The following is a 13413-nucleotide window of genomic DNA, read 5'->3' on the forward strand; positions in this document are numbered from 1 at the left end:
TTTCTCTTCCATCCCATGCGCACGCATCGATCGGAAGGCATCGAACGATTTTGTCGTAACAATGGCGAAAATACCGGCCTGTAACGGTTATCCGGCACTTTTGCCGAAGTCGATGTAATCGAACAAATTGCCTTTCACGCGGTTTGCTTTTTGTCATTTGACTTGGCGTCCAAGCTTCTAAACGGTCCTCGACCGGACTAAATGCGCCAATGTCTCGCCAGTTTCGGTCAGTCGTCGTTGCGGGAATTTTTCTCTGCATATGATGCACTGCACATGGAATGCTATCGAAATGCTATTACCGGGACTTTTCGCTTGGTACGGGGGATTGTTTAGGGGAAAAGCATGGCGTACGCAAGTCTGGATTTACCGTCGTTCAGTCGCCCGCATCTAGTGACCGCGGGCATCAGTCGAGAGGTGCGTCATATCGCAATTCTGCTGTTCGATGGTTGTTCGCTCCTCGGCGCCGGTATTGTGGCTGAAGTGTTTCATGTAGCGAACGAACTCTCGACAGACACCGCTCGTAGCTCACCATACGATGTAAGCATCCTTTCGGCCGATGGCGGCAACGTGACGTGCTCGTCTTCGGTACGGGTCTGGACAGACGGACTCGATGCACGCCACTACGTCGGTTTCGACGCGCTGTTCGTGGCGGGTGGAAAGGGCGCCTTCGCGGCCGCCAACGACGAACGTCTCGTCGCATGGCTGCGTCGCGTGCATGCGAATACCGGCACCATTCGTCCGATTGGTGAAGGGCGTTCACTGCTCGAGGCGGCGAGTCTGTGCGGCCAGCGCACGCAGCACGAGTTCGGCTCGTTTGCGATGCAAACGGGACGCGAGGAAGCGGGCGGCGACGCCGGCGACCGGCTCGAGTCGATGAAGAGCGCGCTCACGCTGGTCAAGCGCGACCTGGGTGTGGATGTTGCGCGCGCCGTGACTGAGCGGCTCATGCCCGATTCGGGCGGCAATCTGTTGCCGTTTCTCGGCGATGCGCTTGGCAGCGCGCCCGCTGACAAAGTGCGTGCAGCCGCGCGTTGGCTGCAGGAAAACTGTCAGCGCGCCATTTCGATAGCAGACGCGGCACAGGTCGCTGCGATGAGCGAGCGAAACTTTCTGCGCCGCTTCAAGCTCGAGATGGGCATCACGCCATCTGATTACCTTTTGCACGCGCGCCTTGCCATTACCTGCAGCCTGCTCACCGATTCGGAATTGCCGGTCGACAAGATCGCGCGCCGCACCGGCATGGGCAATGGCGACCGCCTCGCCAAGATCTTCCGCAAGCGCATGATGATTTCGCCTACCGAATACCGCGAGCAAAGCCGCCGCGAGGCCGGCGTAGCAGTCTCGTAACGCCGCGGTAACAACGGTCGCACTTCGTTACAAACGGGGGTCGCTATTCGCGAGCCGAAGTGATCCTGCCCGATATGAAGGAGTCCGAAGATGAATGAAAGGTCGTCGATTCATGAAGGACAAAGTCAGGCCCGCGTAGAAAGCGAGCCGGGTGCTGCGCGCGCAGACATTACACCGTGCACGCGCATCGTGCCTGTGGTGCTGGCGGGCGGTTCTGGTACGCGTTTGTGGCCGATGTCGCGCGCGCATTTCCCTAAGCAGCTAATTGGTGTGGTGGGCAGCGATACGCTGCTGCAGGCAACCGTGCATCGCCTCGACGGCTTTTCGTCAGACTGGCAGGTCGCGAGTTCACCAATCGTCGTATGTGGTGAAGAGCACCGCTTCGTGATCGTCGAACAGTTGCATGCGTGCGGTATCGACGCGCGGCTTGTGGTCGAGCCCGCGAGGCGCGACACGGCCCCGGCGCTTACGCTCGGTGCAGCACTTGCGTGCGCAAACGGTGACGACGCGATTCTGATCGTGATGCCTTCGGACCATGCGATTGCCGACACGGATGCCCTGCAGCGCGCGCTCGAATGTGCCGCGCGCCACGCGCAGCGCGGCGCAATCGTCACGCTGGGCGTGCCGCCGCGCTCGCCCGAAACGGGGTTTGGTTACATCCGCGTGGGAGAGGCGATTGCCGACGGCGCGCACCGCATCGACGGCTTCGTTGAGAAGCCCGCGCCCGAACTCGCCACTCAATACATCGCACAGGGTGGCTACTGGTGGAACAGCGGCATCTTCGTGATGCGTGCGAGCGTCTGGCTCGACTCGCTGCGCGCGCTGCAGCCCGACATGCACGCAGCGTGCCTTGCCGCATTCGTCGATGGTGAGCAAGACGGCGCCGTGTTCCGGCCGGCGACCGAGGCTTTCAAGGGCGCGCCCGCGGACTCGATCGACTATGCGGTCATGGAGCGGCTATCGGGCAGCAACGGATGGACGCCCGAGGGCGTGGTGGTCGCGCTCGATGCGGGCTGGTCCGACCTCGGCTCGTGGGACGCCGTGTGGGCCGCAATGGAAAAGGACGAAGACGGCAATGTTGGACGCGGGCGCGTGGTGTTCGAGGGGGCAGTTGCAACTTACGCGCATTCCGATGGCAGGCTCGTGGCTTGCGTGGGGACTTCAAACCTCGTGGTGGTCGAGACCGCCGATGCGGTTCTCGTCGCGGATCGCTCGAAAGTGCAGGACGTGAAGGGGCTCGTTGCGCGTATCAAGGCTGAGCGCGCTCCCGAGGCGGATTCGCATCGCAAGGTGCAACGTCCGTGGGGCTTTTACGATTCCATCGACTCCGGCGAGCGCTTCCAGGTCAAGCGCATCGTCGTCACGCCAGGCGCGCGGCTCTCGCTGCAACTGCATCACCATCGCGCCGAGCACTGGACCGTCGTGCGAGGCACTGCGCTCGTTACACGTGGTGAGGAATCCTTTCTTCTGACGGAAAACGAGTCCACTTACATTCCGCTCGGTGTGCGTCATCGGCTGGAAAATCCGGGCAAGGTGCCGCTCGAAATCATCGAGGTGCAGTCTGGGGCGTATCTGGGAGAGGACGACATCGTCCGTCTCGACGATACGTACGGCCGCTGCGGTTGAGGGCAGCGGCACGGCTTGCAGGGAGAAAAAAGGGAGAAAGCATGCGCGAGCTACAAAATCTGATGGCTAGAGTGCTCGACGTAGCTGCCGTGATGATCGGCGCGAGCGTGGCTTCGGAGATCCGCTTCGAAGATATCGTGCCGCGCGGCGTGAACGAAGCCTTCGTGCTGCTCGCCGCGGCGTTCGCGCTCGTGATCTTTCCGGCGTTCGAGCTTTACCAGTCGTGGCGCGGCCGCTCCAAGGCGCTGCTCGCGGGCCAGGTGTCGCTTGCCTGGCTCGTCGTGCAGGCCTGCGCGCTGATGTCGATGTATTCAACGATGCATCATGTCGACGTCGTTTCGCGCCTGTGGTTCGCCTATTGGACAGCGGTTGCCGGCGGTCTGCTCATTACGTGGCGCTTCCTCGCGCACGGCGTGCTTGCGCGCATGCGGCGCGCGGGCATGAATCTCCATCAGGTCGCCATTGCGGGTTCCGCTTCGCAGTGCGACGAAATTGTGCGGCGCATCGGTGCGGAGCCAGGCACCGGCTTTCGCGCGAGTGCCCTTTACAACACGACGCCGCATGCGGCGCGGCCCGCCAGCGAGAAAGACGCGCCGGTGTGCGACACGATCGAGGCGTTCGCGCAGCATATCCGCGAGCATGACGTGCACGAGTTATGGCTTGCCCTTTCGCTTGCCGAGGAGCGCACGGTGGTGCGGCTCGTGAGCGAGTTTCGCAACGACCTCGTGAATATCCGCTTCATTCCGGACGTGCGCTCGCTGGCTCTCTTCGACACCAGTACGGTGATCGAGCTGCTCGGCGTGCCCGCGATCAACCTCGTCGCCTCGCCGCTGCCCGCGAGCGCGCAGTTCAAGAAGGCGATGTTCGATCGCGTGTTCGCGGCGCTTGCGCTCGTGAGTCTCATGCCGCTGCTCATCGGTATTGCCATCGCGGTGAAGGTTACCTCGCCGGGGCCGGTGTTTTTCAGGCAGCGGCGCAAGGGCGCCGACGGCCGCGTGTTCACGATCTACAAGTTCCGCACGATGCGCGAGCACAAGGAAGCGCCCGGCACGGTGAGCCAGGCGACGCGCCACGACCCGCGCGTGACACGTCTCGGCGCGTTCCTGCGCCGCACGAGCCTCGATGAATTGCCGCAGTTCTACAACGTGCTGCGCGGCGACATGTCGGTGGTCGGCCCCCGCCCGCATGCGCTCGAGCACGACGATCTTTATCAGAGCGTGGTGAAGGGCTATATCAACCGCTACCGGATCAAACCCGGCATTACCGGCTGGGCGCAGGTCAACGGATTTCGCGGCGAAACCGATCGCCTCGAAAAAATGGAAATGCGCGTAGCGCACGATCTGTATTACCTCGGCCATTGGTCGTTCTGGCTCGATATGCGCATCATCGCGGCCACGATCGTTCACGGGCTGGTTGGCCGCAACGCGTACTGAGCGCTGCGGCGCATTCGAGCAAAGCATCACCAGCAAGCAACACCAGGTTTCGGGAGAAGCAAGATGGCGATGAATTATGACGGCGCTTACTACGGCGCAGCAGGCGCCGACGAGCGATACCTAGGCGACTACCTGCAAACGATGGTGGCGAACTGGCGCGCTATCGCGATCGTGACGCTCGCCGTCACGCTGCTGGGCACGGCCTATGCCTTCCTCGCCACGCCGACCTATCGTGCCGACGTGCTGTTCCACCTCGTCGACAAGGGCGACGCGAGCAAGAAGGACAGCAGCCTGCCGCCGCTCACGGGCATGTTCGACGAGAAGTCGACCGCGAACGGCGTGATCGAAATGCTGAAGTCACGCAATGTGACCGAGGAAACGGTGCGCAAGCTGCACCTCGACATTTCTGCGCGGCCGCGCGAAATGCCCGTGATTGGCGGCTTGCTCTCCGGCATCCTCGGCTCGCCCTGGGCGCAGAAGCTGCCCGGGTTCGTGCGCCCGTCGGGCTATGCATGGGGTGGCGGCGACATCAAGGTGTCGCGCTTCGATACGCCCGAAGCGATGTATGAGCGCGATTTCACGGTCGTGGCCGGCGACGAGCCCGGCACGTTCACGCTGCGCGACCCCGACGGCATTCCGCTCCTGCAAGGCCGCGTGGGCGAGGACGTGAGCGCCAATACGGCAGTCGGGCCGATCGCGCTGCACGTTGACAGTTTGAGCGGGCCGCCCGGAACGCCTTTCCTGCTGACGCGCGCCTCGACGCTCACCACCGTCGACCGGCTGGAGCGCGCGCTCGAAATCCAGGAAGTCGGGCTCCAGTCCGGCGTGATCCGCGCGAGTCTCGAAGGCCACAACAGCAAGACGACGGCCGCGATCCTCAACAACGTGGCGCACGAATTCATCAAGCAGGACATCGCCAGCCGCTCGGCCGAAGCAGAACACATGCTCGCGTTCCTCGACGACCAGTTGCCGCAACTGCGTTCGCAGGTCGATGCGGCCGAGCAGAAGTACAACAAGTTCCGTAACGAGCACGGCACCGTCGATCTCGGCGAAGAAAGCCGCCTGCTGCTTCAGCAGGTGAGCGACAACAAGATTCGTCTCGAGGATCTGCGCCAGCAACGCGCCGAACTCGCGCAGCGTTTCACCGAACATCACCCGGCCGTTCAGGCGCTCGACGCGCAGATCGGCACGCTGCAAGCCGCGCAGTCGCAACTCACGCGTAACGTGGCGCAACTGCCTGATACGGAGCAGTCCGCCGTGCGGCTCCTGCGCGACGTGCATGTGAGCACGGAGCTTTACACGAGCCTCTTGAACAGTGCGCAGCAACTGCGTGTGGCGCGCGCGGGCCAGGTGGGCGACGTGCGCGTAGTCGATTTCGCCGAAGCGCCGGATGATCCCGTGCGCCCGAAGAAACTGCTCGTGATTGCGCTTGCGATCGGCACGGGCCTCGTGCTGGGCGTGCTCGTCGCGTTCGTGCGCAAGTCGCTGTACGGCGGCGTGGAGCGCCCGGACGAACTCGAAGCCGCGCTCGGCGTGCCGGTCTTTGCCGTGGTGCCGCGCAGCCCGCAACAATTGCGGCTGCAGCATCACGTGTCGTCGCGCCGGCGCGGGCTGCACGTGCTCGCGCAGCAGAATCCGCAGGACGTCGCGGTGGAAGGTGTGCGCAGCCTGCGCACCTCGCTGCAGCTCACGCTCAACGACGCGCGCAACAACATCGTGATGCTCACGGGCTCGCGCCCTGACATCGGCAAATCGTTCCTGTCGGTCAATCTCGCCGCGCTGGTCGCCTCGGTGAACAAGCGCGTGCTGATCGTCGACGGCGACATGCGGCGCGGCGACGTGCATTCGCACTTCGGCATTGCGCACCAGCCGGGCCTCTCCGACGTGCTGCTCGGCGCGGAGCTGGAGCGCGCGATCCAGCACGAGGTGCTGCCGGGACTCGACGTGCTCGCCAAGGGCTCGCTGCACTCGCATCCATCTGAGCTGCTGATGAGTCCGCGCTTCGAATCGCTGCTCGAAGAACTGGGCGCGAAGTACGACCTCGTGATCGTCGATACGCCGCCGGTGCTCGCGGTGACCGACTCGACGGTGATCGGACGCTACGCGGGTACGACGCTTCTCGCGATCCGCCATGGGCGGCATCCGATTTCGGAGCTCGAGGAAACAGTCAAGCGCCTGCGCATTGGCGGCGTGAATCTGCGTGGCGTGCTGCTCACCGACGTGCCGAAGACCGGCGCATTCATCGGCGGCGGGTATCGCGGCGGTTATTACGGTTACGAAAGCGTTTCAGGATAGAAGCAGGTTGACGGCCGGTTTTCGGGCCAGCCGTCGATGATGAAAACCACCGAATCCCATTTCGCGCACGCGAGGAGAGTACGATGGCACTGGCTAGTAAAGTTGCTTTGATTACCGGCATCACCGGTCAGGACGGTTCGTATCTGGCAGAACTGCTATTGAACAAGGGCTATGAGGTGCATGGCATCAAGCGCCGCTCGTCGCTCTTCAACACGGACCGCATCGATCACCTGTATCGCGATGCACACGATTCGGGGCCAGGCATCCACCTGCATCACGGCGAAATGACGGACACTACGGCGCTGCTGCGCGTAGTCCAGGAGATCGCGCCCGACGAGATCTACAACCTCGCCGCGCAGAGCCACGTGGCCGTGTCTTTCGACGAGCCCGAGTACACCGCGAACGCGGACGGCCTTGGCGCTCTGCGCATTCTGGAAGCGATCCGCATTCTCGGCCTCGCAAAGAAAACGCGCTTCTACCAGGCTTCGACGTCCGAACTGTATGGGCTCGTGCAGGAAGTGCCGCAGCGCGAAACCACGCCGTTCTACCCGCGCAGCCCCTATGCGGTCGCGAAACTCTTCGCGTACTGGACCACGGTCAACTACCGTGAGGCCTATGGCATGTACGCGTGCAACGGCATTCTCTTCAACCACGAGTCGCCGCAGCGTGGCGAAACCTTCGTCACGCGCAAGATCACGCGTGCGATTGCCCGCATCGCCGTCGGGTTGCAGAAGGAACTCTATCTTGGCAACCTCTCGGCCATGCGCGATTGGGGCCATGCGCGCGATTACGTCGACATGCAGTGGCGCATGCTCCAGCAGGAGAAGCCCGAGGACTTCGTGATCGCAACGGGCGTGCAATACAGCGTGCGCGACTTCGTGCGCGCGGCGGCGCTGGAACTGGGCATCACGGTGCGTTTCGAGGGCAACGGTGTCGATGAGGTCGGTATAGTCGACCACGTGGACTCGCGCGAGATGCGGCTCGAAGCCGGTCAAGTGATCCTGCGTGTCGATCCGCGCTACTTCCGCCCGGCCGAGGTCGAGACGCTGCTTGGGGACGCCTCCAAGGCGCAGGAGAAACTGGGCTGGAAGCCGGCCACCTCGTTTCACGCGCTCGTTAAGGAAATGGTACGAGCCGACTATCAGGCCGCCCGGCGCGACGCGCTCGTCACGCTGGCCGGCTTCAAGGCTCTCGAACATCACGAGTGAGACGCCATGGACAAGAACTGCCGAATCTTCGTTGCCGGCCACCGCGGCATGGTGGGCTCAGCGCTCGTGCGCGCGTTGCAGGCGCACGGCTACCGTAACCTCGTCACGCGTTCTCACGCGGAGCTTGACCTCACCGATCAGGCCGCGGTCGATGCCTTTTTCGAAGGCGAGAACATCGACGCCGTGCTGCTCGCGGCCGCGCGCGTGGGCGGCATCCTGGCGAATTCGACACAGCCTGCGCAGTTCGCCTGGGACAACCTGGCGATCGAGACCAACGTGATCCGGGCGTCGTACAACGCGGGTGTGCAGCGCCTCGTGTTCTTCGGCTCGTCATGCATTTATCCGCGCGAATGCCCGCAGCCGATCCGCGAAACCTATCTGCTCACCTCGCCGCTCGAGCCGACCAACGAGGCCTACGCGATCGCGAAGATCGCGGGCCTTAAGCTCTGCGAAGCGTACAACCGGCAGTACGGCACGCATTTCGTCTCGCTCATGCCGACCAACCTGTACGGTCCCAACGACAACTACGACCTCGGCAGCAGTCACGTGCTGCCCGCGCTGATCCGCAAAGCACACGAGGCGCGCAGGAACGGGCAGCGCACGCTGACCGTCTGGGGGTCAGGCAGGCCGCGCCGCGAATTCCTGCACGTCGACGATCTCGCCGACGCGACGATCTTCGTGCTGGAGCACGAGACCGGCGATGGCGTCTACAACGTCGGCGTTGGCGAGGACCTGTCGATCCATGACCTCGCGCAGCGCGTGTGCGACGTGGTGGGCTTCGACGGCGAACTGGTATTCGATTCGACCAAGCCCGATGGCACGCCGCGCAAGCTGCTCGACGTGTCGCGTCTGGGCGATCTGGGCTGGCACGCGCACATTGGCCTGCAGGAGGGGCTCGCCCGCACCTACGACGACTTTCTCCAAACCTATGCCGCGCCGGCATACGAGGCGGGCATGCGGGCTTGATGTGGCCTGCCGGGACCGATGGCTTTGAAGCAATCGGCTCCAGGGATGAAAGGGAAGAGGCGTCTGGTTGGTGGTGGGCGTCGTGCGCGGACCGGATGCACGACGCCCGCTTTTTTTCGCTCGGCGCGCGAGACGAATGAAAGCGGTCGATAAGCAGTTCAAAAGCAGTTCAGGGACGGAAGCAACGCAATGAGAATCCTGATCTACGGACTGAATTACGCGCCCGAAGTGACGGGCGTCGGCAAATACACAGCCGAAATGGCGGAACTGCTCGCGACGCACGGCCATGAGGTGCGCGTCATCTGCGCGCCGCCTTATTACCCGCAGTGGCGCGTGCATGACGGCTATCGCGCCGGGCGCTACACGCGCGAAACCTTGCGCGGCGTGAGCGTGTGGCGTGCGCCGCTGTGGGTGCCTTCGCAGCAGGGCGGCTTCAAACGCATCGTGCATCTGGCGAGCTTCGCGCTTTCGTCGCTGCCGCTCCTTGCGCGGCTCGCGGCGTGGCGGCCCCAGGCCGTCATGCAGATCGTGCCGACACTCTTTTGCGCACCCGGCGCGCTCATGCTCGCGCGCGCCGTTGGCGCGAGCAGCTGGCTGCATATTCAGGACTTCGAAGTCGATGCAGCATTCGATCTGGGGTTGCTCAAGGGCGGCCAGGGGTCGCGTCTCGGGCGCGCGGCCTTCGCCGGCGAACGCTGGCTGTTGCGGCGCTTCGACGCCGTCTCGTCGATTTCGGGGCGCATGGTCGAGCGCGCCATCGACAAGGGCGTCGACGCCTCGCGCGCCGTGTGCCTGCCGAACTGGGTCGACACCGAGGTGATCTTTCCGCTGCCGTATCCGAGCGCGTTCCGGCGGCGCCTTGGCATCCCGCAGGACAACACCGTCGTGCTGTACTCGGGGAACATGGGGGCGAAGCAGGGCATCGAAATCCTCGCGGACGTCGCAACGGCGCTCGCCGCGCGCACGGATATCAGCTTCGTGTTCTGCGGCGACGGAGCGGCCAAGCGGGAGTTGTTGGCGCGTTGCGAGCCGCTCTCGAACTGTCATGTGCTGCCGCTGCAGCCATCTTCGATGCTCAACGAACTGCTGAACGTGGCCGATATCCACGTGCTGCCGCAACGCAACGACGCCGCCGACCTCGTGATGCCCTCGAAACTCACCGGCATGCTCGCGAGCGGCCGTGCGGTGGTCGCCATGGCGCGGCCCGGAACGAGTCTCTTCGACGTGGTCTCGGACCACGGCATCGTCGTGCCGCCCGAGGATGGCGAGGCGCTGGCTGCGGCGATCGTCGAACTGGCCGGTGACCCCGCGCGTCGCGCAGCGCTTGGCCGTGCCGCACGGCGTTACGCGAAGCGAATGCTGTCGCCGCAAGCGATCTTCGATGTGCTCGAAGCGCGGCTTGCCGCCCTCGCGGGTACGGGTGCCGCGCCGGAAGGGCAGACGCAAATCGAGCCGCAGTCGGCGGCAAGTGGCGCTTCTGCGGCGCAGCAAGGCGCGGGTCAGCCTGCGCATCGAGCAGGCAAAGGCGGATCGACGTTGCCGGAGGTCGAGCAGTCCGATGTGTGATCGACGGCACCCAAGGCCGCGTTTGTGGCCTTGGGTGCTGCCTTGTGCCGCTAGCAGAACCTACCAGGGCGACTTGTACAGTTCCGAGTTGGCTTGGTCCGGCGACCCGTACGGATTGTTGTACGGCTTGCCATAGACCTGGGCGGTCGGAGAGGTTTCACTGGCGCCGTAGTCATACCCGGCGGTCGACCGATGTCCGCCTGCCGAACTCTTCGCCATAGCGTTGCTGGCGCGAGACCTGCCATTCGATCCGATCCTGCCGCTTCCCGAAGCGCCGCCTCTGTCGACCCTGCCGCCCGTGGCGTTCGCCGCGCTCGCTGCGTAATCCCCTGGAGTGACGACGTGCATGTGCTTTTCGTTCGTGAGCGCGTCTTGCGCGTCGTCTGGTGAAGCGCCGTTGCTGTTGTACGGGGTCACGCTGTACGGGTTACCCGACGTGCCCGGGCCGCCAAGCAGGCGCTCTTCGTCGAGTTGTTGGCGCTGCACGGCGTTGGTCAGGGTGTCGCCCTGGTTACTCGCAGTAGCGGACGAACTACCGGCCGGGACGCCGGGCGGGGCGTTTTGTGCCAAGACCGCGCACGGCCAAGCGGCAAAAGCGGCTTGCAGTGCGGCCGCGAGCACGTAAGGCGCAAATTGATGACGATAAAAACTGGACATGGCATGGATCCCGCGCGCCGCGAATCATGCGGCGTCAAGCCTTCATGTTGCCCACGCTGCGTCGCCCCGCTGCGCCAAAACCCCTGCCGTGTCGGCCACGCGCGAGAGTCGATGCGCAGGCCGCCCGATAATGAAATCGTGGCTTGATGCGGCCCGTTGTCCGTTCGGCAAGGGCTCGCGGCAAGCTGGGAAGCACACAGAACCGACCCGGATGGGCAAGGAGCGTTCATGGCGGAAGCGGTCGAAGGTTTAGGGACCCTCAAAGGGAACGTCGGCGCGGCTGGTCGCAGGGATGGCGCTGGCGAGGCGCCGTCCGCAGGCGTCGCGCCGCCGCAAGCCGCAGCCGCGGCGCAGTCCGCGAGCGCGGAAATCCACGTCATCGATTTGAGCCGCGCGGGCAAGGGCAACTACGTCGCGCGCCGGGGCAAGCTCGTGCAGGCCGCGTGGTATCTGGTCGAGACCTGCGTGCTCGACAATCGTCTGCTGCCGCTCTCCGCGCTGCGCGTGGGCTTGCTGCGCCTGTTTGGCGCAAAGGTCGGCGAGGGGTGCCGTCTCGTGCACCCCATGCGTGTGAAGGCACCGTGGAATCTGGAGATGGGCGACAACTGCTGGATCGGCGTGGACGTGTGGATTTACAACCAGGCGCCCATCCGCATTGGCTCGAACGTCTGCATTTCGCAGGGGGCGTTTCTCAGCGCCGGATCGCACGACATGCGCACGAACATGGACTTGCACGTCGCGCCGATCGTGATCGAGGACGGCGCGTGGGTCTCGTCGAAATGCGTGGTGCAAATGGGCGTGACGATCGGACGCTCGGCGGTCGTCACGCCGCTCTCGGTCGTGCATCGATCTCTGGAAGCCGGCGGCGTGTATGGCGGCAATCCGTGCCGCTTCATCCGCTGGCGCTTTGAGGAAAGCAAGCCGCCCAAGGCATAAGGCGGCTCCAGGCCGGCCAGTTTCAAGCTGGTTCATTTGCGGTATGAGCAGGCCTGAAGGCCTGCTCATACCCACACGAACCCCAACCTGTTAGTACCCGCCGTAACCCACCGCCCGGCCCGCAGCGGCTGCCTGCGTACTCGGCAGGATCAGGTTGATGACGCGGCTCCACTTCACGAGCGCCGAGGCATCGACGAACACCACATCGTTCGGCTTCAGCTCGAATTCGTCGGCCGTGGCCATGGCTTCCGGCGTCGAAGCATCGAGGTGGTAGACCGTGCGGTGTCCTTCCTTCTGCCCGCGCACCACGTACACCTGCGAGGCGTCGCCCGATCCCTGGCTGACGCCGCCTGCGTTGCCAAGCGCGTCGTTCAGCGAGAGGTGGCCGTTATCGAACGGAAGCGGACCCGGGTGCCCGACTTCGCCCAGCACGAACACGCGGCTTTCGTTCGCGGAATACACGCGCACGAGGTCGCCGTTTTGCAGCAGGATTTTGTCCGGGTTCACCCCTTCCTTGATCATGTCGGGAATGTTCACCATGATCGTCTTGTCGCCGCGCGTCACGCTAACCCGCGAGCGGTCGCCCGACGCCGTGAAGCCGCCCGCGCGGTTGATCGCCTCGGGCAGCGACATCGTCATGTCGTTGAGCACCATGAGGCCAGGCGTGCGCACTTCGCCGTCCACATACACGCGCCGGCTGCGGTATGACTCGATGCGCAGCGTCACCTGTGGCTTGTTCAGGTAGTAGGCCAGTTTGCTCGCCACGAGGTTGCGCGCTTCCAGTTCGGTGAGCCCCGCTACGTGGATCGGCCCCACGTAGGCCACCTGGATTGCGCCAGTCGAGTCGACGGTATAGCCCGACTGCACCTGGCTCGCGCTCTGATCCTGTTGTCCGTTGCCGCCGCCACCGCCGGCCGATGGCAGGTTCATCTCGGGGTGATCCCACACGACGATGCTCAGCACGTCGCCGGGTCCGAGCGTGTAGGGCTTGGGCGTGCCGAACAACGACTGGACGTTGGTCGGGACCGTCGCCGGTCTCTCCGCCGCTTGCTTCGCGACCAGTTCGTTGTTGATCTCGACGAGCGCGCCCGGTGGCGGTTGATCCCCGTTGCCGCCCGTGCGCGCGGTGCCAGTTGCGGCCTTCGCCTGCGTGACGCTCGATGGCGCCGACATGCCAGGCGAGAGCCCGCAGCCCGCAAGCAGGGCCGCGGTCGCCGCGATGGCCACCATTGCCGACATGGCCGCCCGTACGCGGCCTGCCGACAATCTGCGCAAACTGCGCGCGGGCTGCGTCGCGGTTGCTGCAGTTGCATCCACGGTCTCGCCGCCAGAACAATCAGGTGTGCTGTTTAACATAGTGTTGCCCCCTTACTCACAGG

General features: G+C 64.3%; 10 protein-coding genes. 8 read left to right on the plus strand and 2 right to left on the minus strand.

Features of this window, described 5'->3' with window-relative positions:
- Positions 1–342 precede the first annotated feature (342 nt).
- The 7 genes from L0U83_RS02230 (at position 343) to L0U83_RS02260 (ending at position 10441) form a co-directional block, all read left to right on the plus strand.
- Positions 343–1347: a GlxA family transcriptional regulator gene (locus tag L0U83_RS02230; protein ID WP_233880051.1), complete on the plus strand. Its 1005-nt coding sequence runs from the start codon at positions 343–345 to the stop codon at positions 1345–1347.
- A 90-nt stretch (positions 1348–1437) separates the two neighbouring features.
- The gene (locus L0U83_RS02235) at positions 1438–2973 is read left to right on the plus strand and encodes a mannose-1-phosphate guanylyltransferase/mannose-6-phosphate isomerase (protein ID WP_233880053.1); all 1536 of its coding nucleotides are present in this window, start codon (positions 1438–1440) and stop codon (positions 2971–2973) included.
- A 41-nt stretch (positions 2974–3014) separates the two neighbouring features.
- Entirely contained in the window at positions 3015–4406 is a 1392-nt protein-coding gene (locus L0U83_RS02240) for an undecaprenyl-phosphate glucose phosphotransferase (protein WP_233880061.1), read from the plus strand.
- 63 nt (positions 4407–4469) lie between these two features.
- Complete coding sequence (locus L0U83_RS02245; protein WP_233880070.1) at positions 4470–6701, plus strand: polysaccharide biosynthesis tyrosine autokinase; 2232 nt, start codon at positions 4470–4472, stop codon at positions 6699–6701.
- A gap of 89 nt (positions 6702–6790) precedes the next feature.
- Positions 6791–7909 carry a GDP-mannose 4,6-dehydratase gene (gene gmd / locus L0U83_RS02250; protein ID WP_233883628.1) on the plus strand — a complete coding sequence of 373 codons (1119 nt, stop codon included), beginning with the start codon at positions 6791–6793 and terminating at the stop codon, positions 7907–7909.
- A gap of 6 nt (positions 7910–7915) precedes the next feature.
- A complete protein-coding gene (locus L0U83_RS02255) occupies positions 7916–8875 on the plus strand; it encodes a GDP-L-fucose synthase family protein (protein WP_233880072.1) in 960 nt (319 codons plus the stop codon).
- Between the two features lie 189 nt (positions 8876–9064).
- Complete coding sequence (locus tag L0U83_RS02260; RefSeq protein WP_233880074.1) at positions 9065–10441, plus strand: glycosyltransferase WbuB; 1377 nt, start codon at positions 9065–9067, stop codon at positions 10439–10441.
- Between the two features lie 60 nt (positions 10442–10501).
- Here L0U83_RS02260 and L0U83_RS02265 read toward each other — a convergent pair whose 3' ends face one another.
- Positions 10502–11098, minus strand: coding sequence for a hypothetical protein (locus L0U83_RS02265; protein WP_233880076.1), 597 nt, complete (start codon positions 11096–11098; stop codon positions 10502–10504).
- 228 nt (positions 11099–11326) lie between these two features.
- Between L0U83_RS02265 and L0U83_RS02270 the strand changes: the two genes are divergently transcribed.
- Complete coding sequence (locus L0U83_RS02270; RefSeq protein ID WP_233880083.1) at positions 11327–12034, plus strand: DapH/DapD/GlmU-related protein; 708 nt, start codon at positions 11327–11329, stop codon at positions 12032–12034.
- 90 nt (positions 12035–12124) lie between these two features.
- Here L0U83_RS02270 and L0U83_RS02275 read toward each other — a convergent pair whose 3' ends face one another.
- Entirely contained in the window at positions 12125–13273 is a 1149-nt protein-coding gene (locus L0U83_RS02275) for a polysaccharide biosynthesis/export family protein (protein ID WP_308445040.1), read from the minus strand.
- Between the last annotated feature and the right edge of the window lie 140 nt (positions 13274–13413).

Origin of the sequence: Paraburkholderia flagellata (genome assembly GCF_021390645.1) — a bacterium.
Classification (GTDB): domain Bacteria; phylum Pseudomonadota; class Gammaproteobacteria; order Burkholderiales; family Burkholderiaceae; genus Paraburkholderia; species Paraburkholderia flagellata.

Excerpts from the sequence above, each read along its gene's own strand:
- L0U83_RS02230 (WP_233880051.1), top strand. The coding sequence starts at position 343 with ATGGCGTACGCAAGTCTGGATTTACCGTCGTTCAGTCGCCCGCATCTA.
- L0U83_RS02235 (WP_233880053.1), top strand. The coding sequence starts at position 1,438 with ATGAATGAAAGGTCGTCGATTCATGAAGGACAAAGTCAGGCCCGCGTA.
- L0U83_RS02240 (WP_233880061.1), top strand. The coding sequence starts at position 3,015 with ATGCGCGAGCTACAAAATCTGATGGCTAGAGTGCTCGACGTAGCTGCC.
- L0U83_RS02245 (WP_233880070.1), top strand. The coding sequence starts at position 4,470 with ATGGCGATGAATTATGACGGCGCTTACTACGGCGCAGCAGGCGCCGAC.
- L0U83_RS02255 (WP_233880072.1), top strand. The coding sequence starts at position 7,916 with ATGGACAAGAACTGCCGAATCTTCGTTGCCGGCCACCGCGGCATGGTG.
- L0U83_RS02260 (WP_233880074.1), top strand. The coding sequence starts at position 9,065 with ATGAGAATCCTGATCTACGGACTGAATTACGCGCCCGAAGTGACGGGC.
- L0U83_RS02265 (WP_233880076.1), bottom strand. The coding sequence starts at position 11,098 with ATGTCCAGTTTTTATCGTCATCAATTTGCGCCTTACGTGCTCGCGGCC.
- L0U83_RS02270 (WP_233880083.1), top strand. The coding sequence starts at position 11,327 with ATGGCGGAAGCGGTCGAAGGTTTAGGGACCCTCAAAGGGAACGTCGGC.
- L0U83_RS02275 (WP_308445040.1), bottom strand. The coding sequence starts at position 13,273 with ATGTCGGCAATGGTGGCCATCGCGGCGACCGCGGCCCTGCTTGCGGGC.